This is a genomic window from Saccharopolyspora montiporae (assembly GCF_015209505.1).
Taxonomy (GTDB): domain Bacteria; phylum Actinomycetota; class Actinomycetes; order Mycobacteriales; family Pseudonocardiaceae; genus Saccharopolyspora; species Saccharopolyspora montiporae.
In genome coordinates, this window is sequence record NZ_JADEYC010000023.1 from 89,422 (window position 1) to 114,231 (window position 24,810).

Consider the following 24,810-nt stretch of genomic DNA (forward strand, 5'->3'; position numbering starts at 1 on the left):
CTCGCCGCCGCTCGGGAAAAGGACTTCAGGGCCCGTTCCGGGCGGGCCCGCCGACGTGCCGCGCGCCCCGGACCCGGTGGTTCGGGTCCGGGGGCGGACGTCATGCCGGGGAGACCGACAGCAGCTTGCCGGACAGGCCGCGGGCGCGGTTGGACAGGCGGTCGGCGACACCGGTGAGCACCTCGGCCGCCGGGGAGGTCGGGTCCTCCAGGACCAGCGGGGTTCCGCCGTCGCCGGTCTCGCGCAGCCGCGGGTCCAGCGGGACCTGGCCCAGCAGCGGGACCTCGGAACCGACCGTGCGGCTCAGCGATTCGGACACGATCTGCCCGCCGCCGCTGCCGAACACGTCCATCCGCTGCCCGTCCGGCAGCTCCATCCAGGACATGTTCTCCACGACCCCGGCCAGCCGCTGGCGCGTCTGCATCGCGATCGCCCCGGCCCGCTCGGCGACCTCGGCGGCCGCCTGCTGCGGGGTGGTCACCACCAGGATCTCCGCGTTGGGCATCAACTGGGCGGTGGACAGCGCGACGTCGCCGGTGCCCGGGGGCAGGTCCAGCAGCAACACGTCCAGGTCGCCCCAGAACACGTCGGAGAGGAACTGCTGCAGCGCGCGGTGCAGCATCGGCCCGCGCCACACCACGGGGGTGTTGCCCGGGGTGAACATCCCGATGGAGATGAGCTTCACGCCGTGCGCCTGCGGCGGCATGATCATCTTCTCCACCTGGGTGGGCTTGCTGTCCGCGCCGAGCATCCGCGGCACGGAGTGGCCGTAGATGTCCGCGTCGACGACGCCGACCGACACGCCCTGCTTGGCCATCGCGGCGGCCAGGTTGACGGTGACGCTGGACTTGCCGACACCGCCCTTGCCGGACGCCACGCAGTAGACGCGGGTCAGCGAGCCGGGTTCGGCGAACGGGATGCGCGGTTCCTCGGCCGAGCCGCGCAGCTGCTTGCGCAGCTCGGTGCGCTGCTCGTCGCTCATCACGTCCAGTTCGACCTCGACGGACGCGACGCCGGGCACCTCGGACACCGCGGAACTCACCCGCTGGGTGATCGTCTCGCGCATCGGGCAGCCCTGGACGGTGAGGTAGACCCCGACGGTCACCTCACCGCCGGAACCGATGGTCACGTCCTTGACCATGCCGAGATCGGTGATCGGCTTGTGGATCTCCGGGTCCTCGACCTTGGTGAGGGCCTGCCGGACGGCCTCTTCTGCGGGCGTGGACTGCGTACTGGTCACGGTTAGCTGACACCGACCTTTCTGCGCATGCGCTCCCGGCACCCATGCTACGGCTCGGTAGCCGGTGTTGAGCAGGGCCTGTGCACGATACGCGCCGATCGTCGGACCCGTGCGCGGCCGCAGCCCAGAGCACAGCGCGGGGGCGCTGCGCGGTCGGCTGAACGCAGTCCGTAACATTCCCGTCCGTGACCGAGACGGGTGTGGAGCGATTACCCACTCGCGCCGAGCTGCTGGCCTACCGCAGCTTCCTTCGCGCGCACGCGCGCGTCACGCGCTGCCTGGAGAGCGATCTGATCGCCGAGCAGCGGCTGACGCTGGCCGCGTTCGACGTGCTGGAAGCGCTGGCCGAGGCGCCGGAAGGCCGGCTGCGGATGACGGAACTGGCCGATGCCGTGCTGCTGTCCCGCTCGGGCGTGACCCGGCTGGTCGACCGGCTGCAGCGGATCGGACTGGTGAACCGGGTGCGCGCCGATTCGGACGGCCGGGGTGTGCAGGCGGTGATCACCGAGCGCGGCAGGCAGCGGTTGCACCGGGCGGCGCTGACCCACCGCAGCGGGGTGGCGCAGTACTTCGTGGCCGTCGCGGCCGAGGAGCTGGACGGGATGGTGCGCACCTGCGAGCGCCTCGCGGACGGGGGTGTCCCGTCACCGCCCGGTCAGCGTGCGCAAGCATGACCGGGTGAGTTCAACGACGGCGCCGATCCCGGTGGTCGGCCTGGTGCACGTCGCGGCGGGGAAGCTGCTGCTGGTGCGCGCGGTTCGGCAGCAGGCCTTCTACCTGCCCGGTGGCAAGATCGACCCGGGCGAGACCGAGCTGCAGGCCCTGCACCGCGAGGTGCGCGAGGAGCTCGGCACCGGGGTGGCCGGTCCGGCCTTCTACGGGCGCTACACCACCGACGCGGTCGGCCAGGGATCGGGCGTGCGCGTCGCGCTGGCCTGCTACCGCGGCGCGCCGGACGCCGAACCCCGCGCCGCGGCCGAGATCGCCGAGCTGGCCTGGATGGACCGGGCGGAGTACCTGGCGCAACCGGTGACCGCCCCGGCGATCGTCGACCTGCTGGCCGACCTGGACCCGTGACCGGAGCTCAGCCGTCGGTGCGCTCGCGGAGCTCGGCCAGGTCCGCGCGCAGCCGATCCAGTTCGCCGCGCAGGTAGTCGCGGGTGGTGACCTCGCCGATCGCCAGGCGCAGGGCGGCCAGCTCGCGGGCCAGGTAGTCGGTGTCGGCCTTGGTCTGCGCCGCGCGCGCCCGATCCTCGTCCAGCGAGACCCGGTCCCGGTCGTCCTGCCGGTTCTGCGCGAGCAGGATCAGCGGTGCCGCGTAGGACGCCTGGGTGGAGAACGCCAGGTTGAGCAGGATGAACGGGTAGGGGTCCCAGCTCAGGCCCGCCGCGAGTAGGTTGATCGAGATCCAGCCGACCACGAACACGGTCATCCAGAACAGGAACGTGCCGGTGCCCAGGAACCGGGCGACGCGTTCGGAGAGCCGGCCGAAGACCTCGGCGTCCACCCGCACCGGGACCCGGCGGGCGGCGCGGGGCTGGTCGAGCCTGCGGTCGGACAGCAGTTCAGGCATGGTCTCGGCTCCCGTCACGCCTCGTCGGCATCGCGCCGTTCCTGGTCGGGCAGTCCGCTCTCCCGCCAGTCCGCGGGCAGCAGGTGGTCGAGCAGGTCGTCCACGGTGATCGCGCCGAGCAGGTGCTCCTGGTCGTCGAGCACCGGCCCGCACACCAGGTTGTAGGCGGCGAAGTAGCGGCTCACCGCGGCCAGCGAGGCGTCCGGCGGCAGGCTGGCCAGATCGGTGTCCAGCGCGCCGGAGACCAGGGTGGACGGTGGTTCGCGGAGCAGCCGCTGCAGGTGCGCGCATCCCAGGTAGCGCCCGGTGGGCGTCGCGGTGGGCGGCCGGCAGACGAACACCAGGCTGGCCAGGGCGATCGGCACGTCGCGGTCGCGGGCCAGCGCGAGCGCCTCGGCGATGGTGGTGTCCGGGGTGACCACCACCGGTGCCGGGGTCATGAGCCCGCCCGCGGTGTCGGCGGAGTACTCCAGCAGCCTGCGCACCGGTGCGGACTCCTCCGGCGCCATCAGGCCGAGCAGCCGCTCCTTGTCGCCCTCGGGCATCTCGGCGAGCAGGTCCGCCGCGTCGTCCGGGTCCATCGACTCCAGCACGCGGGCGGCCCGGTCGTCGGCCAGGTGCGCGAGCAGGTCCGTGCGGTCGTCGACGGGCAGTTCGGCGACCACCTCGGCGAGCCGGTCGTGCCCGAGGCCTTCGGCCACCTCCCTGCGCCGCTTGACCGGGAGCTCGTGCAGCGCACTGGCCACGTCGACCGCGCGCATGGTGTCGAAGACGGCGAGCAGCCTGCGCACGCCCTGCGGCCGCGACTCCAGTTCGGCGATCGCCGGGGCGGCCACCCGGTCCCAGTCCAGCACCTGGGTGCGGCCCTTGCGGCCGAGCCTGCCGGTGCGCTCGCGCACCGCGACCTTGTGCAGCTGCCAGTCGCGGGAGCGGGTCTGCTCCAGCGCGATGTCCACCAGCACCGCCCGCGTACCGGTGTCCAGCACCGAGACCTCCGCGTCCAGCAGCTGGCCGAGCACCAGCAGCTCGTTCGGGCGCTGATGGAACCGGCGCAGGTTCACCGTGCCGGTCGCCAGGGTCACCGCGGTCGGATCGATGCGGGTCACCCGCAGCATCGGCACGAAGATCCGCCGTCGGGGCGCGACCTCCAGCACCAGCCCGAGCACCCGCGGTGCCCGGCCGCGCGGGCTCAGCGCCGCCAGCACGTCGCGGACGCGGCCGATCGGCTCGCCGTCCGGCCCGAACACGGGCAGACCGGCCATCCGGGCCGCGAAGACCCTGGTCGTGGCAGCCACGGTGATCAGGTTAGAGGGCTGCGGCCTGCTCCGCCGCGCGCTGCGCCGATGTGCGCCGCAGCACCGAACCGATCTCGGCGGGGCAGCGGCGTGGTAAACACGCGGCACATCATCGCTCGTCGAGGAGGAGATCGTGGACGGTCAGCGTTCCCGCCGTAGTTGCCTGGCGGTGCCCGGTTCCAGCGAGAAGATGATCGACAAGGCCCGCGGGCTCGACGTCGACCAGTTCTTCCTCGACCTGGAGGACGCGGTGGCGCCGCTGGCCAAGGACGAGGCGCGCGACCGGGTCGTGGCCGCGCTCAACGACGGCGGCTGGGACGGCAAGGTGCGCTCGGTGCGGGTCAACGCGATGGACACCGAGTGGACCTACCGCGATGTGGTGCAGGTCGTGGAGGGCGCCGGGGCCAACCTGGACTCGATCATCCTGCCCAAGGTCAGCACTCCCGAGCACGTGCGCTGGCTGGATCTGACGCTGACCCAGATCGAGCGGGCCACCGGCCTGCCGCAGGGCGGGATCGGGATCGAGCCGCAGATCGAGGATGCCGCGGGCCTGGTGCAGGTGGACGCGATCGCGGCCGCGCCCCGGGTGCGAGCGCTCATCTACGGCCCGGCCGACTTCATGGCCTCGATCAACATGCGCTCGCTGGTCGTCGGGCACCAGCCGCCCGGCTACGACGTCGGCGATGCCTACCACTACACGCTGATGCGCATCCTCACCGCGGCACGGGCCGCCGGGGTGCAGGCCATCGACGGGCCGTACCTGCAGATCAAGGACGCCGACGGCCTGCGCTCGGTCGGCGGGCGCTCGGCCGCGCTGGGCTTCGACGGCAAGTGGGTGCTGCACCCGGCCCAGGTCGAGGTGGTCAACGAGCTGTTCTCCCCGCGCCAGGAGGACTACGACCACGCGGAGAACATCCTCGACGCCTACGACTGGCACACCTCGGCGGCCGGTGGCGCCCGGGGTGCGGCGATGCTCGGCGACGAGATGATCGACGAGGCGTCGCGCAAGATGGCGCTGGTCATCGCGGGCAAGGGGCGCGCGGCGGGGATGAGCCGCTCGGACCGCTGGACCCCGCCGCAGGGCTGATCGGGCGGAATCCGGCTCGTTCCCCGGAAACCGGCACCGGCCGCCGCGCCGCGCGGTACCGTCCCCGACGAAGATCACCCGTTCGGGGAAGGTGGGCGCGAGGTGGGCGCGGTAGGTCCCAGCGACCGGGAGGACGCCGGTGGCCCCGGCGACCGGGGCGCGGATCCGGGCGGTGGGCGCGAACCCGGCACCGAGCAGGAGCTGCGCCTGGCCCTGGCGATGCGCGGCGGCGCCAGCATGGCGGTGTGGATCGGCGGCGCGGTGTCCGAAGTGGACCGGCTGCGCTCCGCCCTCCGCGCACCGGAGCCGTCCGCGGAGCAACCCGCCGCGGCCGTGCCCGCGGGCAAGTCCGGGGATCGCCCGGACCGGCACCCGTGGGCCGAACTCGCCCGGCTCGCCGGATACGACTCGGTGGCGCTGGACGTGCTGGCCGGCGCCTCGGCCGGCGGGCTCAACGCGACGCTGCTGTCCGCGTCGATGGTCTACGGCTTCGACTTCGCGCAGATGCGCGAGCTGTGGATCCGGTTGGCGGACGTGGAAGCGATGTCCCGGCCGATACCCCGGTTCTGGCAGCCCGCCCCGCCGTCGCTGTTCGAGGGCGACGACTACTTCCGGCGCGAGCTCGTCGAGCTGCTCACCTCCAGCGGCGCGGGCAACACCGAGCAGCCGGACCGGCGCATCGAGCTGCTGCTGACCGCGACCCTGCTGGATCCGCTGTTGGAGCAGCGGTTCGACGCCCGCGCGGGGCGCATGGTGCAGCAGCGGCGCAAGGCCCTGTTCCGGTTCCGGCACCGCGGTCGCGCCGGGCACGTGCTGTCCGACTTCGGCGACGGGGAGCGGTTCGCGGAATCCGTGCTGCGCCTCGCGCACGCGGCGCGCAGCACCTCCTCCTACCCGTTCGCGTTCGAACCCGCGCGGGTGCACTCCGCGCACCGGGCGGTGCGGGCGGGCGAACCGGACATGACCGGGATCTTCTCCGAGACCGCCCCCGAGGGGAAGCCGCCGGACTTCCGGGTGATCGACGGCGGCGTGCTGGACAACATCCCCGTCGAGGCCGCGGTCCGCGCGATCGGCGGGGCACCCGCCGACCGGCCCACCCGGCGGTGGCTGCTGTACCTGAACCCGGATCCGGCGGTCTCCCGCGACCAGCGCAAGCCCGGACGGGCCCTACCGGTGACCGGCACCGCGGTGCAGGCCCGGATGTCGCAGGAATCGCTGCTCGACGACATCGACGCCCTCGTCGAGCACAACCGGGTCGTGGAGCGCAGCGGTCTGCGCCGCCGCTCGCTGTTCGCCCCGCTGCACGCGGCCGCCGAGGCCGACCGGGAGAACCTGCTGGGTCGCCAGGCCGCCGCCTCGGAGCAGGACAACGCGGTGGTGCGCGCCGAACTCGACGCCCAGGCGGTGCACCGGCTGCTGACCGAACCCGCGGCCAACGGGGACGGGCAGCTGCTCGGCCCGGTGGAGGGCGATCCGCTGGCGGGGTGGTCGCCGCGGGCCCGGACGCTGCTGGAGCAGCGGCTGTCCGAGGAGTTCGCGCGCAGCGCGGGCCCGCACGTCTTCGACGACGTGCGCGGATTCCTCTCCGCGGTGCAGGAATGCCTGTGGTGGGCTTGGGACGTCGAGGGCAGCGCCGATCGCGGCGAGCTCGGCGCTTGCAAGGCTGCGCTGTACCGGCTGCGCACCTTGGGCGAGGTGATCGAGGGCTGTGCGGACGCCTACTGGACCGGCGGAGCGCGGCTGGAACCGATCGTCGAGCCGGCCGAACTGGGCGCCTGGGTGCAGCGGGTGCTGCTGCGCCGCGACCGGCTGCAGCACGCTCTGCCGAGCCCGATCGGCCCGCTGCTGGGCGAGGTGCTGGCCGCGGTCGACGACGAGCACCGGTTCCAGGAGGCGCTGGGCGGATTCACCGCCGAGCTGTCCTCGATGGTGGAATCCTCCGGCGCCGATGCCGTTCCGCACGCGGACGGGGTGGACGCGATCGCGCTGGCCCGCACCGAGCTGCACCGGGTCGCGGACCGGCTGGCGCGGGCAGCCCCGCATCGCGCGGACATCGCGCAGCCGGAGCAGGTCGGTTTCTGGCTGCTGGAGCGGACCGGGCGGCGCGGCGAGGTGCTGCGCAGGCTCGTGGTGCTGACCGCGCCGCTGGACGTGGGACGTGCGCCGGGTTCCCGGATCGACCTGTTGCGGGTGGTCAGCGATGAGCAGAGCCCGCTGCCGTTCACCGCGCTGCGCGGCGCCGACGACCGGCTGCGCATCGAGGACAAGGTGCGCGGCAGCGATCTGGGCAACTTCGGGGCGTTCCTGTCCGCGAAGTGGCGTGCCAACGACTGGATGTGGGGGCGGCTGGACGCGGCCGCCGGGCTGGTGGAGCTGTTGGCCGACGGGCAGCGGTGGGTGCAGCGGCACGCCGGTGCCGATGAGCTCGGCGACGAGCTGCAGGCGGTGGTGTGCCGGCCGAGCACCGCGGAGCTGGGCGGACTCGACGAGCAGCGGCTCCGGCAGTGGCGCACCTTCCTGGCCGAGCTGTGGTCGCGATACGCGGGTGAGGTGCGCGCCGAGCTGGACGGGCTGTTCGCCGCACCGGAGGACGAGCACCCGCTGACCGCCACGCGCCGGATGCTCACCGAGCGTCTGCAGTGGACGATCGCGGCCGCCGAGATCCCGTACGTGGCGCAGGTGTCGCCGGGCGCCGATCCGCAGGCCGGGGACGCGGCCGCCGCGGAGGCACCGGCCCCGGAGCAGGTCGCCGAGCAGGTGCGCGCCTACGACGTGGGTGCGCAGCGGTTCGGCGATCTCGGGGAGCGGCGGGCGCTCGGACTGGCCACCCGGCTCGGGCTGGTCGGCTACCGCGCCGCCCGTCCCACCGGCCGCGGACTGCTCCCGCTGCTCGGCCGCGCGGCGCTGGTGGTGGCGAAGCCGCTGGCGCTGCTGCTGGCGTTCGCCGTCGCGGCCCCGACGCGGGCCGCGGTGCTGGGACTCGCGGCAGCCGGGACGGCCGCGTTCGCCGGGGCCGGGAAGCTGGGCCTGCACACGATGTTCTTCGCTCCCGGAGCCGCTGCCGAGGCCTGGGCCTCGATGCCGCCCGCGCAGCCCGACGGGGTGCAGGCCCGGGTGCTGTTCGACTTCTCCGGCTGGCCGGGCGGTCTCGGCGGCGCGCTGGCGGCGGTCCTCGCCGTGTGCTGCGCGGTGTGGCTGGGCGCGCGGCTGGCTCGCGGCGCCGGCAGCGGGCTGCGCCGGTGGATCCCGGCGCTGGCCGTCGCGCTGGTGCTGCTCTCGGCGGGATATGCCCTGGCCCTGACCGGATGGCGGCTCGGTCCGCCGCTGGTGGTCGGGATCGCCGTGCTGCTGACCTGGTCGGCGGCGACGGCCTGGCGCACGGGCACCCGCCTGGCGGCGAGCGCGCTGACCGGGGTGGTCTTCGCAGCGGTGCTGGGGGCTGCCGACGCGGGACTGCTGTCCTGGCCGGCCGAGGTGCTCGGCGCGGCCACCGGCTGGATCGGGGTCGCCGCGCTGCTCACCGCCTGCCTGCAGACCGCCCTGCTGACCGCGGTCGACGTGCTGCCGCCCCGGCCGCGCGGACGACGCGGCTGAGCGGTCACTTCCGGCGCAGCGGCTGGCGCGCGTCGTGCTTGCCGCGGCGCTGCCGGGGCACGCCGACCGGTTCCCAGCCGCGCCGCCTGCGCTGCTGCGCCGGCTTGCTGCGGTAGACGATGTAGGGCCGGAACAGGTAGCGCACGGTGGCGAATCCGCTCAGCGCGTGCACCAGCCTGGTGAACGGCACCAGCGCGAACAGCAGCAGCCCCACGACGATGTGCACCTTGAACACCACCGGCACGTCCACCATCAGGTCCACCCGCGGCTGCAGGACGAACAGGCTGCGGAACCACGGCGAGATCGTCTGCCGGTAGTTGTAGGTGTCCCCGATGCCGTTTGCCAGCACGGTGGCCAACAGGCCGAGCAGCAGCGCGCCCACCAGCACCAGGTACATGACCTTGTCGTTGACGGTGGTGGCCGAGAAGACCGGGCCGCTGGTGCGCCGCCGGTAGATCAGCAACGCGGCCCCGGTCAGCGTGCAGATGCCGGCCACGGCGCCCATCCCGACCGCCGCGACGTGGTACATCGACTCGGTGACGCCGAGCGCGGCCGTCCACGATTCCGGGATCACCAGTCCCGCGCCGTGTCCGATGATCACCACCAGCAGTCCGAAGTGGAACAGCGGGCTGGCGACGCGCAGCATGCGGGATTCGTAGAGCTCGGAGGAGCGCGTCGTCCAACCGAACCGGTCGTAGCGGAACCGCCAGGCGGAGCCGACCACGAGCGCGGCCACCGCGACGTAGGGCAGCGCTCCCCACAGCAGGACGTCCCAGGTGCTCATCGGCGTGCTCCCACCTCGTCCGAGGCCGCACCGCCGTACGGAGGTGCGCCGTCCAGTCCGACGGATTCCTGCGCCGGTCCCGCGGCGGCGATGCTGCGGGCGCGGCGCAGGGTTTCGGCCGTCGGCGCGGGCAGCGTGGCCAGCACGGCCTCCACGATCCGCGCGTAGTCCGTGCCCTGGTCGCGCAGCGCGGACGCCAGCAGTTCCAGCGCCGCGTGGTGGTTGATCAGCAGCGCCGTGCCGCGGCGCTGGTCGGCGGTGGCCGCGAACTCCAGCACCACCGCGAGGTGGTCCGGCAGCTCCGACTCCGGCGGCTCGATCCCGGCCTCCCGGTAGACATGCTGGAACTCCAGCAGCGCCCGCCCGCGGTTGCGGGTGTCGCCGGCGGTCCAGTAGCTCAGGTACGGGCAGCAGCGCCGCCGCAGGTCGAAGGTCGCCACGTAGTGCTGCTGCGCGACCAGCGGGTCGGTCGCGGCCAGCCGCTCGGCCACCGCGCGCGGCCCGGCGCCCAGCCGGTCCGGCAGTTCGGCGGCGGCCGCGGACAGCTGCGGGAGCCGCTCGCGCAGCGCCGCGTCCGGGTAGTCCAGCAGCAGGGCCGCGATGCGGTGGGTCAGCGCGATGTCCCGGTCGGTGCTCACTCGGTGCCTCCGTGCCGTTCCGGGAACAGCCCTTCCGGCGTGCCGCGGCCGTCCCAGTTGAGCAGGTTGACCCGCTCGGTGCCGTCCGCCGCGGTGAACGTGGACGAGTTCTGCCGCTGCTTGAGCAGGTGGAAGTTCTCCACCGACACCGGGACCTGCTCGCCGGACGCCTCGCCGAGCGGCCCGGAGGCGTACATGCCCGGCCCGCCCTCGTAGTCCAGCGAGCAGCGCGGTTCGTCGAGCTGCTCGGCGAGTTCGGCGTGCGCCTGCGGGATGACGTAGCGCTCCTCGTACTTGGCCAGCGCCAGCAGCCGGTACATGCGCTGCATCTGGTCGGCATCCATGCCCACCGAGGCCGGGATGGCCGGGTCCGGAGGGCGGTCCAGGTTGATGTCGCGCATGTAGGAGCGCATCGCGGCGAGCTTGCGCAGCGACCGCTGCACCGGCTCGACATCGCCCGCGGTGAACAGCTCGGCGAGGTATTCCACCGGGATGCGCAGCGAGTCGATGGCGCCGAACAGGTTGTCCGCGTCCTCGCCGTCGTGCCCGGTCTCGGCGAGCTTGTCCACCACCGGGGACAGCGGCGGGATGTACCAGACCATCGGCATGGTGCGGTATTCCGGATGCAGCGGCAGAGCCACCCGGTGCTCCTTGATCAGCGCGTGGATCGGCGAGCGCTGCGCGGCCTCGATCCAGTCTCGCGGGATGTCGGCGCGCTGCGCGGCGTCGACGACCTCCGGGTCGTTCGGGTCCAGCAGCACTTCCAGCTGGGCCGGGTAGAGCTCGTGCTCGTCGGCGACCGAGGCGGCTTCCAGCACCCGGTCGGCGTCGTAGAGTACCACGCCGAGGTAGCGCAGCCTGCCCACGCAGGTCTCCGAACACACCGTCGGCAGCCCGGCCTCCATCCGCGGGTAGCACAGGGTGCACTTCTCGGCCTTGCCCGTGCGGTGGTTGAAGTAGACCTTCTTGTACGGGCAGCCGGTCACGCACATCCGCCAGCCGCGGCACTGGTCCTGGTCGACGAGCACGATGCCGTCCTCGGACCGCTTGTACATCGCGCCGGAAGGGCAGGACGCCACGCACGAGGGGTTCAGGCAGTGCTCGCAGATCCGCGGCAGGAAGAACATGAACGTCTCCTCGAAGGACTGCTTCACGTCCGCCGAGATCTGCTGCAGCATCGGGTCCTGCTTCGTGAGTTCCGGCGCACCGGCCAGCGCGTCGTCCCAGTTCGCGCTCCAGGTGATCTTGGTGGGTTCCCCGGAGATCAGCGAGCGCGGCTGCGCCACCGGCGGATCGTCGCCGAGCGGCGCGGAGATGAGGTTGTCGTAGTCGTAGGTCCAGGGCTCGTAGTAGTCGTCGATGCCGGGCAGCTTCGGGTTGGCGAACAGCGACAGCAGTCGCTTGAACCGGCCGCCGCTGCGCAGCTTGAGCCGTCCGCGGCGGGTGCGCCTCCAGCCGCCGCGCCAGGTGTCCTGGTCCTCGTAGGTGCGCGGATACCCTTGTCCGGGACGGGTTTCCACGTTGTTGAACCAGACGTACTCCACACCGGCCCGGTTGGTCCACGCCTGCTTGCAGGTGACCGAGCAGGTGTGGCACCCGATGCACTTGTCCAGGTTCATCACCATGGCGAGCTGGGCCATCACGCGCATCAGTACTGCACCTCCTGGCTGCGGCGGCGGATGACGGTGACTTCGTCGCGCTGGTTGCCCGTCGGGCCGAGGTAGTTGAACGCGAAGGACAACTGGCCGTAGCCGCCGACGAGATGGGTGGGCTTGAGCAGCAGCCGGGTCAGCGAGTTGTGCATTCCCCCGCGTTTGCCCGAGGTTTCGGCGATCGGCACGTCCACCACCCGGTCCTTGGCGTGGTAGACGTAGACCGTGCCGTCCGGCATCTTGCTGGACACCACGGCGCGCGCCACGAGCACGCCGTTGCGGTTGACCGCTTCCATCCAGTCGTTGTCGGCCACGCCGATCCGCTCCGCGTCGCCGGGACTGAGCCACAGCGTCGGGCCGCCGCGGGACAGCGCGAGCATGAGCAGGTTGTCCTGGTACTCGGAGTGGATGGACCACTTCGAGTGCGGGGTCAGGTAGCGCACCGAGATCTCCGCGCCCGCCGGGTCGTCCGGTTCGCCGAACAGGTGGTGGATGTTCAGCGGAGGCCGGTACACGGCCAATCCCTCGCCGAGCTCCTGCATCCAGTCGTGGTCCAGGTAGAAGTGCTGTCTGCCGGTGAGCGTGTGCCACGGCTTGAGCCGCTCCACGTTGACCACGAACGCCGTGTACCGCCGGCCGCCGTGCTCGCTGCCGCTCCACTCCGGGGAGGTCAGCACCGGCACCGGGCGCGCCTGGGTGTCGGCGAAGGTGATCCGGGTGCCCTCGTTGTCGGCGGCCAGATCGGCGAGCTGCACCCCGGTGCGCTTCTCCAGGTCGCGGAAACCGGCGACCGCGATGCGCCCGTTGGTGGTGCCGGACAGCGCCAGCACCGCCTCGCAGGCGTGCACGTCGCGCGCGAGCGAGGGCCTGCCGTCGGCGACGCCGCCGCGGACCGTGCCGTTGCTGCGCGCCAGCAGCTGCACCTCCTGGTCGGGCACCGCCGACCAGCCCTTGTTCGCGACGCCGAGCCGTTCCACCAGCGGACCGAGCGCGGCCATCTTGTCGGCCACCGCCGCGTAGTCGCGCTCCACCACCTGCAATTTCGGCATCGTCTGCCCGGGGATCGGCTCCACCTCGGCGCGGGCCCAGTCCAGCACCGCCCCGCCCGGGGTCGCGAGCTCGTCCGGGGTGTCGTGCGTGAGCGGGGCGGCGACCAGGTCCTCCCGGGTGCCCAGGTGCTGCGCGGCCAGGTCGCTGAACCGGCGGGCGATGGTGTGGAACGCGTCGAAATCGCTGCGCGTCTCCCACGGCGGGGCGATCGCCGGGGTGAAGGCGTGCACGAACGGGTGCATGTCGGTGGAGGACAGGTCGTGCTTCTCGTACCAGGTCGCCGCGGGAAGCACGACATCGCTGAACAGGCCGGTGCTGGTCATCCGGAAGTCCAGCGACAGCAGCAGGTCGAGCTTGCCCTCCGGTGCCTGCGGGTGCCAGCGCACGTCGTGCGGCCGCTGGTCCGGCGCTGCCTCGGACGCGCGCAGCGAGGCATCGGTGCCCAGCAGGTGCTTGAGGAAGTACTCGTTGCCCTTGGCCGAGGAACCCAGCAGGTTCGCCCGCCACACGGTCACGACCCGCGGCCAGTTCTGCGGATCGTCCGGATCGGTGCACGCGAACCGCATCCGCCCGGAGCGCAGCTCGTCCACCGCGTGCTCGGCAGGGTCGGCGCCCGCCGCGCGGGCCTCGTCGACCAGGTCCAGCGGGTTGCGGTCGAACGTCGGGTAGGACGGCATCCAGCCCAGCCGCGCCGACTGCGCCACGCAGTCGGCCATCGCCCGCCCGCGCAGCGCCCCCGGGCCGAGCGGGTGCACCAGCGCGTCGGTGCCGACCGCGTCGTAGCGCCACTGGTCGGTGGCCAGGTACCAGAACGCGGTGCCGATCATCTGCCGCGGCGGGCGCGACCAGTCCAGCGCCCCGGCCAGCTGCGCCCACCCGGTGACCGGGCGGCACTTCTCCTGCCCGACGTAGTGCGCCCACCCGCCGCCGTTGACGCCCTGGCAGCCGGTCAGCGTCACCAGCGCCAGGAACGCGCGGTAGATCGTGTCCGAGTGGAACCAGTGGTTGGTGCCCGCGCCCATCAGGATCATCGACCGGCCGCCGGATTCCTCCGCGTTGCGGGCGAATTCGCGGGCGACGGCGGCGACGCGATCCGCGGGGACCCCGGTGATCGGCTCCTGCCAGGCCGGCGTGTGCGGCTCCGGGTCGTCCGGGCCGGCGGGCCACTGCCCGGGCAGGCCGGGCCGGGCCACCCCGTAGTTGGCCAGCACCAGGTCGTAGACCGTGGTGACCAGCTGCTCGCCGACGCGCACCGCGGGCACGCCCCGGTCCAGCGCCGCGGCCGGGTCGGCCGGATCGTCGAAGCGCGGCAGCCGCACCGGCACGGCCTGCGCATCGGGGTGGTCGAGCAGGCCCAGCTGCGGGCGCACGTCCCCGAGATCGAGGTTCCAGTTCCCGGCGCTGCGCTCGTCGAACCGGAAACCGAGGCTGCCGCCCGGCACGTGCGGCTTCCCGGTGCGCTCGTCCAGCAGCACCGGCTTGAACCGGTCGTGCTGCCCGGTGCCCTGCTCGCCGAGGTCGGCGGCGGTGAGGAACTTGTCCGCCACCATGCCCTGCCCGCGGTCGCGCAGCGTCACCAGGAACGGCAGATCGGTGTAGCGGCGCACGTAGTCGGCGAAGGCCGGCGCCTGGCGCTGCACGAAGAAGTCGCGCAGCACGACGTGGCCCATCGCCATCGCCATCGCCCCGTCGGTCCCCGGGTTCGGCGCCAGCCAGGTGTCCGCGAACTTGACGTTGTCCGCGTAGTCCGGTGCCACCACGACGACCTTCTGCCCGCGGTAGCGCGCCTCGGTCATGAAGTGCGCGTCCGGCGTGCGGGTGACCGGAACGTTGGAGCCCCACATCATCAGGTAGGACGCGTTCCACCAGTCCGCGGATTCCGGGACGTCGGTCTGGTCGCCGAACACCTGCGGCGAGGCCACCGGCAGATCGGCGTACCAGTCGTAGAAGGACAGCATCGTGCCGCCCAGCAGGGACAGGAACCGCGATCCGGCCGCGTGCGAGACCATGGACATGGCCGGGATCGGCGAGAACCCCGCGATCCGGTCCGGGCCCCAGCGCTGGATGGTGTGCACGTGCGCGGCGGCCACCAGCTCCACCGCCTCGTCCCAGGACGCGCGCACCAGACCGCCCATGCCGCGCGCCCGCTGGTAGCGCCGCCGCCGCTCCGGGTCGTCCACGATGGACCGCCACGCCGCGACCGGGTCCCCGGTGGCCAGCCGCGCTTCGCGGTACATCTGCAGCAGCTCGCCGCGCACGTACGGGTAGCGCAACCGGGTGGGTGAGTAGGTGTACCAGGAGAACGCCGCCCCGCGGGGGCAGCCGCGCGGTTCGTACTCCGGCGAGTCCGGACCCACCGACGGGTAGTCCGTCTGCTGCGCCTCCCAGGTGATGATCCCGTCTTTGACGTAGACCTTCCACGAGCACGAGCCGGTGCAGTTGACCCCGTGCGTGGACCGGACCACCTTGTCGTGGCTCCACCGGTCCCGGTAGAAGACGTCGCCCTCGCGCCCGCCGACGCGGGTGATGGTCCGCAGGTCGGGCGAAACCCCGTCCGGTGCCAGCAGCTTGCGGGTACGCAGCAGCAGGTCCGCCACGGGTCCGTCGATCCCCGCGTCCGATCGGTCGGCCATCGCCGGGCTCCTCAGTGCTCTCGCGGGTCGGACCCGCTCCCGGTGGTGCGCGCGGAGTCGGGCGTGCTCGGCGGATTTCGGCGACTCGGGTGAGGTTGCGCTTCCGAGTCGCACCCCCGGTTCGCCGCACCCACACTCGACGATTGGGCCGCACGGCCCGGTACGCAACTCGGCAACCGCCGCCGACGGCGGCACGAGCCCGCATCCGGTGGCGGCGCGAGGACTGAGGTGGTCGCGGTGGCGCAGAGCACGGCTCCCGAGCGGACCGCATCGCACGTCCCGCCCCAGGCGTGGACCGTGCTGGCGGTGTCGATGACCGGCTTCCTGGTCAACTTCTGGGCGTGGAACCTGCTCGCCCCACTCGCCCCGGGCATCGGCCAGCGGCTCGGGCTGGCGCCGTTCACCCAGGCCCTGCTGGTGGCGCTGCCGGTGATCATCGGCTCGCTCGGCCGCATCCCGGCGGGCTCGCTGACCGACCGCTACGGCGCGCGCACCATGTTCACCGCGCTGAGCGTGCTCACGATCGTGCCGGTGCTGCTGGTCGGGTTGTTCCCGAACTCGCTGGCGGTGCTCATGATCGGCGGCGTGCTGCTCGGGCTGGGCGGCACGACCTTCGCGGTCGGCGTGCCCGCGGTGAACGCCTGGTTCCCGCCCGATCGGCGGGGTACCGCGCTCGGGCTGTTCGGCGTGGGCACCGTCGGCACCGCGGTGGCCACCTTCACCACGCTGCCGCTGATCAACGGGCTCGGCGGGATGGCGCCGTTCCTGCTCGTCTCGCTGGCGCTGCTGGTCGTGGCCGGGCTGTCCTGGACGCTGCTGCGCGAACCGCCGGACAAGACCCCGCCCGGGGCCGGGGCGTTCGCCCGCACCGTCGAGACGCTGCGCCTGGCGGCCACCTGGCAGCTGTCCGTGCTCTACGCACTGATGTTCGGCGGGTTCGTGGCGTTCAGCGTGTACCTGCCGACCTACCTCAAGACCGCCTACGAGCTCGCCGCCGGGGACGCCGCCGCGCGCACCGCCGGGTTCGTGGTCGTCGCGGTGATCGCCCGGCCGGTCGGCGGCTGGCTCTGCGACAGGATCCATCCCGCCGACGTGCTGGGCGTGCTGTGCGGGCTGGCCTTCCTGTTCGCCGGGCTGGCCGCGTTCCAGTTCCCGCTGATGCCGATGGGCACGATCGCGTTCCTGGGGCTGGGCATCGTGCTCGGCGCGGGCTCCGGCGCGGTGTTCGCCCTGGTGGCCCGGCTCGCCCCGGCCGAGGAGGTGGGGGCGGTGACCGGGTTGGTGGGTGCGGCCGGTGGTCTCGGCGGGTTCTTCCCGCCGCTGGTGATGGGGGCGATCTACGGCATGCAGCACGACTACGGCTGGGGGTTCGTCCTGCTGGCCGCCGCGGCGCTGGGCTGCGCGGTCCTCACGTTCACCGCCGTGCGCCGGGAGGCGGCGGGCTGACCGACCGACGTGATCTCGGCGCGCTGCGGGCGCGGTAACCTGGACTTGGCAAGAGACATCGGGCATGAATCGGTCCGGGGCGATCCCGGCACCGCGTCCGCAGCGATCAACGGAGGTGTCGACGGTGTCCAATCCGTTCACCGGCTCCGGCCGGCAGACGCCGGGTACACCCAACCTGCCCACGCCGCCGACGGGATGGCCGATCGGGTCCTACAGCACCTACGAGGAAGCCCAGCGCGCGGTGGACCACCTCGCGGACAACGACTTCCCGGTGCAGGAAGTGACCATCGTGGGCGTGGACCTGATGCTCGTCGAGCGGGTGACCGGCCGGCTGACCTGGGCCCGCGTGCTCGGCGGCGGGGCCGCGTCCGGGGCGTGGTTCGGCGTGTTCGTGGGGCTGATCCTCGGCGTGTTCGGCGAGCAGGAAAACCTGCTCGGCCCGCTGCTGGTCGGCCTGATCACCGGTGTCTTCTTCGGTCTCGTCTTCGCCGGGATGGCCTACTACTTCACCCGCGGGCGCCGGGACTTCTCCTCGGCCAGCCAGCTGGTCGCCGGTCGCTACGACGTGCTGTCCCAACCGCGCAACGCCGAGCAGGGCCGGGACATGCTGGCCAAGCTCGCCATGCGCCCGCCGAACGCGGGCTGACCCCCGCGGCGGCTCACGGCTCGGCAACGACGGCGCCCCAACCCCTTGCCCGGGGTACACCGCTCCGCCTAGCTTCGTGCACCACCGGCGCGCAGCCGCCGGGTGCGCCGGAGCACAGGAGGGCGGAGCATGGCAGCTCGCCGGACCCGCCGCGCGGCGATCGCGGGTGCGTTCCTGCTGGCCGTCACGGCCGTGGTCGGCTGCGCTCCTGCGGAGGACCCGCGCGCGGTGCACCTCTACTACGCGCCGGAGGAGAACCTGCAGTCGGTGGTGGACCGCTGCAATGCGGAATCCGGCGGCCGCTACGAGATCGTCTACCACAAGTTGCCGCGCGAGGCCGACGGCCAGCGCGAGCAGATGGCTCGGCGGCTGGCCGCCGGGGACTCCGGGATGGACATCCTCGGGCTGGACGTCACCTGGACCAGCGAGTTCGCCGAGGCGGACTGGATCCGGCCGTGGCGCGGTGCGGACCGGGCGTCCGCCGAGCGCGGCACGCTGCCGGGTCCGCTGGAGACGGCTCAGGTGGACGGCGAGCTCTACGCCGCGCCGAAGAACACCAACGTCCAGCTGCTCTGGTACCGCACGGACCTCGTCGACCACCCGCCGCGCACCTGGGCGGAGATGATCGGGACCGCGCAGCGGTTGCGCGATGCCGGGCGGCCGCACCGGATCGCGTTCAGCGGGGCCCAGTTCGAGGGGCTGTTCGTGCACTTCAACACCCTGGTCGATTCCGCGGGCGGGAACCTGGTCTCCGCGGACGGCGAGCGGGCCGTGCTGGACGAGGGCGCGGTGCGGGCGCTGCGCGTGCTGCGCGACTTCGGCAACGCCGGCGTGACCGGCCCCGCGATGAACAACGCGCAGCAGGACGAAGCGCGCATGGAGTTCGAGCGCGGCGAGTCGGCGTTCCAGCTCAACTGGCCGTTCGTGTACCCCTCGCTGCAGGAGGACCGGCCCGAGCTGGCCGGGCGGGTCGGTTGGGCCCGGCTGCCCTCGGTGCAGCCGGGAGTGCCCAGCAAGTCCACCATCGGCGGCTACAACCTCGCGGTGAGCAGCTTCTCCGCGAAACCGGACCGGGCGTTCGCGGCGGCCCGTTGCTTGCGCTCCCCGGAGAACCAGAAGTTCTCCGCGATCCGTGACGGTGTTCCGCCGGTGGCCGAGTCGGTCTACGACGACCCGGCGCTGGCCGCCGAATACCCGATGAAGGACACGATCCTCGCCGCGTTGAAGGATCCCGGGGTGCGCCCGGTGACGCCCGCGGCGCAGAACGTGTCCACGGTGCTGGCCAACCTGCTGTCCCCGGTGGCTGACATCGACCCCGAGCGCACCGCCGAGCGGATGCGCACCGAGGTGCAGAACGCGCTGGACTCGCGCGGGGTGATCCCCTGATGGCCGGTTCCGCCGCGCGCGCCGAGCGCAGGCTCGGCTGGCTGCTGTGCGCGCCCGCCGCGCTGGTGATGCTGGCGGTGACCGGGTGGCCGGTGCTGTACGCGTTCTGGCTGTCCCTGCAACGCTACGACCTGAAGTACCCGGACGAGCGGGAGTTCGTCGGGCTGGCCAATTACGCCACGGTGCTCGGCAACGAGTACTGGTGGACCGCGTTCGGGGTCACGGCGCTGATCACCGTCGTGTCGGTGCTGATCGAGGCGGTGCTGGGCATGGGCCTGGCGCTGATCATGCACCGGGCGCTGGTGGGCCGCGGCCTGGTGCGCACGGTCAGCCTCATCCCGTACGGCATCGTCACCGTGGTGGCCGCGTTCAGCTGGCGCTACGCGTGGACGCCGGAGACCGGCTACCTGGCGGATCTGCTGGCCGCGGGCGGGGCTCCGCTCACCGAGCAGGCGAGCGCGCTGGCGATCGTGATCGGGGCCGAGGTGTGGAAGACGACCCCGTTCATGGCGCTGCTGCTGCTGGCCGGGCTGGCGCTGGTGCCGGAGGACCTGCTGCGCGCGGCCGCGGTGGACGGCGCGGGCCCGTGGCAGCGGTTCACCAGGGTGATGCTGCCGGTGATGAAGCCCGCGATCCTGGTCGCCCTGCTGTTCCGCACGCTGGACGCGTTCCGGGTCTTCGACAACATCGTCGTGCTCACCTCGGGCGCGCAGGACACCTCCTCGGTCTCGGTGCTGGCCTACAACAACCTGATCCGCGGGCTCAACCTCGGCATCGGCTCCACGATGTCGGTGCTGATCTTCCTGGCCGTGGCGCTGATCGCCTGGGTGTTCATCCGGTTCTTCGGCGCGGCGGCGCCCGGCGCGGACGGCGGGAGGCGCTGATGGCGGCCGGTTCGATGCGGACGCGGGTGCTGGGCTGGTCGGTGCTGGACGCGATCGTCGTGGTCTACGCGCTCGTCCCGGTGCTGTGGATCGCCTCACTGTCGCTGAAAACCCCTGCCACGATCGGCGACGGCCACTTCATCCCGCGCGAGTGGACGCTGCAGAACTACGCGACGATCTTCCGCACCGGGGAGTTCACCCGCGCGCTGGTCAACTCGGTGGGCATCGCACTGATCGCCACGGTGCTGTCCGTGCTGCTGGCGACGGCGGCCGCCTACGCGATCGCCCGGCTGGAGTTCCCGGGCAAGCGCGCGCTGATCGGTGCCTCGCTGCTGGTCGCGATGTTCCCGCAGGTCTCGCTGGTGTCCCCGCTGTTCGAGATCGAGCGGGCGCTGGGGCTGTTCGACACCTGGGCCGGGCTGGTGCTGCCGTACGTGGCGTTCTCGCTGCCGCTGGCGATCTACACGCTGTCCGCGTTCTTCCGCGAGATCCCGTGGGAGCTGGAGAAGGCGGCGCTGACCGACGGCGCGACCCCGGCGCAGGCGTTCCGGAAGGTGATCGCCCCGCTGGCGGCGCCGGGCGTGTTCACCACCGCCATCCTGGTGTTCGTCTTCTGCTGGAACGACTTCCTGTTCGCGGTCTCGCTGACCTCGACCGAGGCATCCCGGACCGTCCCGGTGGCGCTGCAGCTGTTCACCGGCGACTCGCAGTTCGAGGATCCGACCGGGTCGATCTCGGCGGCGGCCGTGGTGATCACGGTGCCCGTGGTGCTGGTCGTGCTGCTGTTCCAGCGGCGCATCGTCACCGGGCTGACTTCGGGAGCGGTGAAGGGGTAGCCGGTGGCCGACATCGTGCTGGAGAACGTGACCAAGCGGTACCCGGACGGCTCGGCGGCCGTCGACGGGATGGATCTGCACATCGCCGACGGCGAGTTCGTGATCCTGGTCGGCCCGTCCGGCTGCGGGAAGTCGACCACGCTGAACATGATCGCCGGGCTGGAGGACATCACCGCGGGCGAGTTGCGCATCGGCGGGACGCGGGTCAACGAGCGCGCGCCGAAGGACCGGGACATCGCGATGGTTTTCCAGTCCTACGCCCTGTACCCGCACCTGACGGTCTTCGAGAACATGGCCTTCCCGCTGCGGCTGGCCAACCGGGGCTCGGCCGAGGTGCGCGCGCGGGTGCACGAGACCGCCGAACTGCTCGGACTGGCCGACCTGCTGCGCCGCAGGCCCGGCAACCTCTCCGGCGGGCAGCGGCAGCGGGTGGCGATGGGCCGCGCGATCGTGCGCGAGCCGCGCGCGTTCCTCATGGACGAACCGCTGTCCAATTTGGACGCGAAACTGCGGGTGCAGATGCGCGGGTCGGTGTCCCGGCTGCAGAAGCGGCTCGGCACCACCACCGCCTACGTCACGCACGACCAGACCGAGGCGATGACGCTCGGCGACCGGGTCGTGGTCATGCGCGACGGTCTCGTCCAGCAGGTCGGGCGCCCGCAGGACCTCTACGAGCATCCGGCGAACCTGTTCGTGGCCGGGTTCATCGGTTCGCCGCCGATGAACCTGCTGCCCGCCGCGGTCGAGGACGGCGAGCTGCGTTGCGCCCTCGGCCGGATGCCGCTCACCGATGCGTTGCGTCGCCGGATCGAGAACGCGGGCGGCGCACGGGAACTGGTGCTGGGCGTGCGGCCGGAGCATCTCGCGGACGCGGCGCTGCACGGCGGCGCGGAGCAGCCGGAACCCGGGCTGACCGGTGAGGTGGACTTCGTGGAGGAGCTCGGCTCGGACCGGTACGCGCACCTCGCGCTGCCGGAGTTCGCCGCGGGGTCGGCGGTCCCGCACGCGGACCGGCTCGTGGCGCGGTTGCCCGCGGACTCCGCGGCGCGCACCGGTGCACCGCTGGCGCTGCACGTCGATCCGAACCGGCTGCACCTGTTCGACCCGGCCGGCGACCGGCTTCCCGGGTGAGAACCGGCCGCTGCTGCGGCGTCTCGGCGAGCGCCCCCGCGTCCCACCCGTGGCGCTGTGGTGAAGATCGCAACGGCGCCGCCGCAGCGCCCCCACCGGCGAAAAGGCGCGCGGACCGCTCCACCCGAGCAGTCGCCGCGGCGGGGCGTCGCCGCCGGCGGCGATCACCCCGTGTGCGCCGCGCGGGCCGGGAACCGCGGGCACACCGCCGAACGGCGGGCTTCCGCGCGCCTGTGCGCAGCCGCACCGGCGAACCGATCCCGCGCACCCGGCCCGTCCCGCGATCAGTCGGTGATCACCCCGCCCGGCCGTCGGACGCGCGAGTGGTTGGATAGGATGCGTCAGCCACGGAGGGTAGTTGATCCGGTCCGGCCCGGAGGCGACTGACCCAAGCGCGGGATAAAGCTGCCGTAGGGCGGCTGAGTGCGGTACAACGGATCAGCAAGAGCCTGGATGAGCAGAGGCATTTCGGACGGGGTGCGTCGCAGTGAACATGAAGAAGATCGTCACCTGGGTAGTTGTCGCCATCCTGCTGTATTTCCTGTTCACCTCGCCGGCGTCGGCAAGCAACGTCGTGAACGGGATCCTGAACAGCCTGCAGGGTGCGGCCGAGGCCGTGATCACGTTCATGCAGAACCTCTTCCAGTAAGACCGCGGGGAGGCGGGTGTCGTGTTCGCACCGAGGGATCCCGACGAATACCTGCTGGACAACGAGCGCCGGGTCATCCGGCTCCGGCGGCACTGGGCGTGTCTGGTGTGGAACCTCTTCGAGGCGGTGGGCCTGCTCATCGGCTTCATGCTGGTCTCCTTCATGGTCCCGGAAGGTGACAGCGGCATCCTGTTCCACAACCTGCTCTGGTACGTCGGGCTCATCGTGCTGATCCGGTTCGCCTACCAGGTGCTGGATTGGTACGTGGAGCGCATCGTCGTCACCGACAAGCGGTTCCTCATCACCTCCGGCATCTTCACGACCAACGTCGCCATGATGCCGATCACGAAGGTCACCGACCTGACCTTCGCGCGCACCCTGATGGGGCGGGTCCTCGGGTACGGGACGCTGGTCGTCGAGTCGGCCGGGCAGATCCAGGCGCTGAACCGCATCGACTCCGTGCCGAACCCGGACGAGGTGGAGGACGCGATCTCCAGCCTCGTGTTCGGGGACAAGAAGACGTCCCAGGACCGGTTCTCGATGCTCAAGGCGCGGCGCGCAGCAGTGGGCAAGCGCAAGGCCGCCAAGATCTAGGTCTTGTTTCGGGTCGGCTGGCCGGGCTTTCGCCGGTTGGAACCCGATCGCCGCTTGGAACCGACTGCTGTGGGTGGGAGGCGGCGCGTGGGTGTCCGGGATGGGTCACACTGGTTCGGTGCTCATCGATCTGCACACGCATTCCACCGAATCGGATGGAACGGACACTCCGGCCGAACTGGTCGCCGCGGCGGTCGGCGCCGGGTTGGGCGCCATCGCGATCACCGATCACGACACCACGGCGGGCTGGGCCGAAGCGGGTGATGCGGTGCGCCGCTCGTCCGCGCCGCTGCGCCTGGTCCCCGGGGCCGAGCTGTCCTGCGCCTGTCCGGACCAGCACGGCCGGATGATCACCGTGCACCTGCTGGCGTACCTCTTCGATCCGGAATCCCCGGCGCTGGTGCGCGAGCAGTCCCGGCTGCGTGCCGAGCGCCGCGCGCGGTTGCGCGAGATGGCCCGCGGGATGGCCGCGGACGGCTTCCCGGTCGACCCGGACGAGATCATGGGTCTGCTGCCGGAGGATTCGCCGGGCGGTCGCCCGCACCTGGCCCGGGCGCTGGTGCGCGGCGGAACGGTCGGCAGCGTCGACGAAGCCTTCGCCCGGTACCTGGGCAGCGACGGCCGCTACTACCTGCCGCGCACCGACACGCCCGTGCTGCGCGCGATCGAGATGATCGGCGAAGCGGGCGGGGTCACCGTGCTGGCGCATCCGTTCGCGACCGCCCGCGGTCGCACGGTCTCCGCGCGCACGATCGCCGAGCTGGCCGAAGCCGGGCTCGGCGGGGTGGAGGTCGACCATCCGGACCACAACCAGCCCGCTCGGGAGGAACTGCGCGAGCTGGCCGCGAACCTGGACCTGATCCCCACCGGCAGCAGCGACTACCACGGGACGAACAAGACGATCCGGATCGGCCAGGAGACCACCGCGCAACAGTCCCTGGAGCGGCTGATCGACTTGGGCACGGGCAGCAAGGTCATCGGCTGACGAGTCCCCCGGTTCCGCGATCGGGGGCTGGCGAGGCACCCGTGGTCAACTGCGTACCGTGGTGGGTGTGCAGGAGTGGTCCGGTCCGGAGGCGCGCTCGCCGATGCGGCGGTCGGGTCGGTGCGGAGCTGTTCTGCGGTGCGCACGCGGCGGTACTGCTCCCGCCGCGGGTTCCGGGCACACTGCACGGAGGAAAGGCGGGCGGCACCTGCCGCCGCGCCTTGGGCCTCGTTGGGGGATGGAACGGAATGCGACCGATCGGACCGGCTGAGGACGGTGCCATGCCCCCTGCTCTCGGACATCAACGCCGCTTCAGCGGTGAGCTCGACCTCGGCCAGGTGCACCCGGTCCGGCGCGAGGGCGACACGCGCCCCCGGCATGCGGCCGCGCGCCCGCGGTCGGCGAGCTGGGCCGGGGCCGCGCTGCGCGGGCTGAGCGGAACGCTGGCCGCCGGGGCCGTGGTGCTGGCGCTCGGACTGATCGGCTTCCAGATCTGGGGTTCCGGACGCGGCATTCCCGGACCGGGGTTGCCGGACGTGATCGCGCAGTCCGCGGTGGCCGTGCTCGCCGTCGGGCTGCAGCGGTTCGCCGACCGGCACCCGGACCGCAGCGGCGCGCTGGCCGCCACCGGTACCGCGGCCCTGGTGCTGGGCTCGGTCTGGTTCTGGTGGTGGCTCTAGCGGCTGTGCGTTTCCCGGGGTTCACCG

General features: G+C 72.4%; 21 protein-coding genes. 14 read left to right on the top strand and 7 right to left on the bottom strand.

The window, feature by feature from the left end:
- Positions 1–100: 100 nt before the first annotated feature.
- Positions 101–1,240, bottom strand: a complete 1,140-nt coding sequence (locus IQ251_RS14660; protein WP_193929133.1) for an Mrp/NBP35 family ATP-binding protein — start codon at positions 1,238–1,240, stop codon at positions 101–103.
- A gap of 185 nt (positions 1,241–1,425) precedes the next feature.
- Between IQ251_RS14660 and IQ251_RS14665 the strand changes: the two genes are divergently transcribed.
- Together IQ251_RS14665 and IQ251_RS14670 are read left to right on the top strand one after the other, a co-directional pair.
- On the top strand, positions 1,426–1,914 hold the full coding sequence (locus IQ251_RS14665) for a MarR family winged helix-turn-helix transcriptional regulator (protein ID WP_193929134.1): 489 nt from the start codon (positions 1,426–1,428) through the stop codon (positions 1,912–1,914).
- Positions 1,915–1,918: 4 nt separating this feature from the next.
- The gene (locus IQ251_RS14670; RefSeq protein ID WP_370591410.1) at positions 1,919–2,317 is read left to right on the top strand and encodes an NUDIX hydrolase; all 399 of its coding nucleotides are present in this window, start codon (positions 1,919–1,921) and stop codon (positions 2,315–2,317) included.
- A gap of 7 nt (positions 2,318–2,324) precedes the next feature.
- Here IQ251_RS14670 and IQ251_RS14675 read toward each other — a convergent pair whose 3' ends face one another.
- Positions 2,325–2,813 carry a DUF1003 domain-containing protein gene (locus tag IQ251_RS14675; RefSeq protein ID WP_193929136.1) on the bottom strand — a complete coding sequence of 163 codons (489 nt, stop codon included), beginning with the start codon at positions 2,811–2,813 and terminating at the stop codon, positions 2,325–2,327.
- 14 nt (positions 2,814–2,827) lie between these two features.
- Entirely contained in the window at positions 2,828–4,108 is a 1,281-nt protein-coding gene (locus IQ251_RS14680) for a magnesium transporter MgtE N-terminal domain-containing protein (RefSeq protein WP_193929137.1), read from the bottom strand.
- A gap of 130 nt (positions 4,109–4,238) precedes the next feature.
- Here IQ251_RS14680 and IQ251_RS14685 point away from each other — a divergent pair, with 130 nt between their 5' ends.
- Both IQ251_RS14685 and IQ251_RS14690 read left to right on the top strand, forming a co-directional pair.
- Positions 4,239–5,195 (top strand): HpcH/HpaI aldolase/citrate lyase family protein, encoded by a 957-nt coding sequence (locus IQ251_RS14685; RefSeq protein WP_193929171.1) that lies wholly within the window; start codon positions 4,239–4,241, stop codon positions 5,193–5,195.
- 102 nt (positions 5,196–5,297) lie between these two features.
- A complete protein-coding gene (locus IQ251_RS14690; protein ID WP_370591411.1) occupies positions 5,298–8,789 on the top strand; it encodes a patatin-like protein in 3,492 nt (1,163 codons plus the stop codon).
- A 4-nt stretch (positions 8,790–8,793) separates the two neighbouring features.
- Here IQ251_RS14690 and narI read toward each other — a convergent pair whose 3' ends face one another.
- Genes narI through IQ251_RS14710 form a run of 4 tightly spaced genes read right to left on the bottom strand, consistent with a single transcriptional unit; the run spans position 8,794 to position 15,546 of the window.
- Positions 8,794–9,573, bottom strand: a complete 780-nt coding sequence (gene narI / locus IQ251_RS14695) for a respiratory nitrate reductase subunit gamma (RefSeq protein WP_193929138.1) — start codon at positions 9,571–9,573, stop codon at positions 8,794–8,796.
- Complete coding sequence (narJ, locus tag IQ251_RS14700) at positions 9,570–10,211, bottom strand: nitrate reductase molybdenum cofactor assembly chaperone (protein WP_370591412.1); 642 nt, start codon at positions 10,209–10,211, stop codon at positions 9,570–9,572. The genes narI and narJ overlap by 4 nt, the downstream gene beginning before the upstream one ends.
- A complete protein-coding gene (narH, locus tag IQ251_RS14705) occupies positions 10,208–11,860 on the bottom strand; it encodes a nitrate reductase subunit beta (RefSeq protein ID WP_193929139.1) in 1,653 nt (550 codons plus the stop codon). The genes narJ and narH overlap by 4 nt, the downstream gene beginning before the upstream one ends.
- Positions 11,860–15,546, bottom strand: coding sequence for a nitrate reductase subunit alpha (locus tag IQ251_RS14710; protein ID WP_193929140.1), 3,687 nt, complete (start codon positions 15,544–15,546; stop codon positions 11,860–11,862). The genes narH and IQ251_RS14710 overlap by 1 nt, the downstream gene beginning before the upstream one ends.
- Before the next feature lie 237 nt (positions 15,547–15,783).
- Here IQ251_RS14710 and IQ251_RS14715 point away from each other — a divergent pair, with 237 nt between their 5' ends.
- The 10 genes from IQ251_RS14715 (at position 15,784) to IQ251_RS19805 (ending at position 24,783) form a co-directional block, all read left to right on the top strand.
- Positions 15,784–16,992 carry an MFS transporter gene (locus IQ251_RS14715; RefSeq protein WP_370591413.1) on the top strand — a complete coding sequence of 403 codons (1,209 nt, stop codon included), beginning with the start codon at positions 15,784–15,786 and terminating at the stop codon, positions 16,990–16,992.
- 124 nt (positions 16,993–17,116) lie between these two features.
- Positions 17,117–17,638, top strand: a complete 522-nt coding sequence (locus IQ251_RS14720; protein ID WP_193929141.1) for a general stress protein — start codon at positions 17,117–17,119, stop codon at positions 17,636–17,638.
- A gap of 129 nt (positions 17,639–17,767) precedes the next feature.
- On the top strand, positions 17,768–19,024 hold the full coding sequence (locus IQ251_RS14725; RefSeq protein WP_193929142.1) for an ABC transporter substrate-binding protein: 1,257 nt from the start codon (positions 17,768–17,770) through the stop codon (positions 19,022–19,024).
- Positions 19,024–19,908, top strand: coding sequence for a carbohydrate ABC transporter permease (locus tag IQ251_RS14730; RefSeq protein WP_193929143.1), 885 nt, complete (start codon positions 19,024–19,026; stop codon positions 19,906–19,908). Before IQ251_RS14725 ends, IQ251_RS14730 begins: the two co-directional genes overlap by 1 nt.
- Positions 19,908–20,744 carry a carbohydrate ABC transporter permease gene (locus IQ251_RS14735; RefSeq protein WP_193929144.1) on the top strand — a complete coding sequence of 279 codons (837 nt, stop codon included), beginning with the start codon at positions 19,908–19,910 and terminating at the stop codon, positions 20,742–20,744. Before IQ251_RS14730 ends, IQ251_RS14735 begins: the two co-directional genes overlap by 1 nt.
- A gap of 3 nt (positions 20,745–20,747) precedes the next feature.
- Positions 20,748–21,875, top strand: a complete 1,128-nt coding sequence (locus IQ251_RS14740) for an ABC transporter ATP-binding protein (RefSeq protein WP_193929145.1) — start codon at positions 20,748–20,750, stop codon at positions 21,873–21,875.
- A 487-nt stretch (positions 21,876–22,362) separates the two neighbouring features.
- On the top strand, positions 22,363–22,524 hold the full coding sequence (locus tag IQ251_RS14745) for a cytochrome c family protein (protein WP_193929146.1): 162 nt from the start codon (positions 22,363–22,365) through the stop codon (positions 22,522–22,524).
- Between the two features lie 21 nt (positions 22,525–22,545).
- Positions 22,546–23,118, top strand: a complete 573-nt coding sequence (locus tag IQ251_RS14750) for a PH domain-containing protein (RefSeq protein ID WP_193929147.1) — start codon at positions 22,546–22,548, stop codon at positions 23,116–23,118.
- 100 nt (positions 23,119–23,218) lie between these two features.
- Positions 23,219–24,103, top strand: coding sequence for a PHP domain-containing protein (locus IQ251_RS14755; RefSeq protein ID WP_193929148.1), 885 nt, complete (start codon positions 23,219–23,221; stop codon positions 24,101–24,103).
- Positions 24,104–24,384: 281 nt separating this feature from the next.
- The gene (locus tag IQ251_RS19805; protein ID WP_228046929.1) at positions 24,385–24,783 is read left to right on the top strand and encodes a hypothetical protein; all 399 of its coding nucleotides are present in this window, start codon (positions 24,385–24,387) and stop codon (positions 24,781–24,783) included.
- The last annotated feature ends 27 nt before the right edge of the window (positions 24,784–24,810 follow it).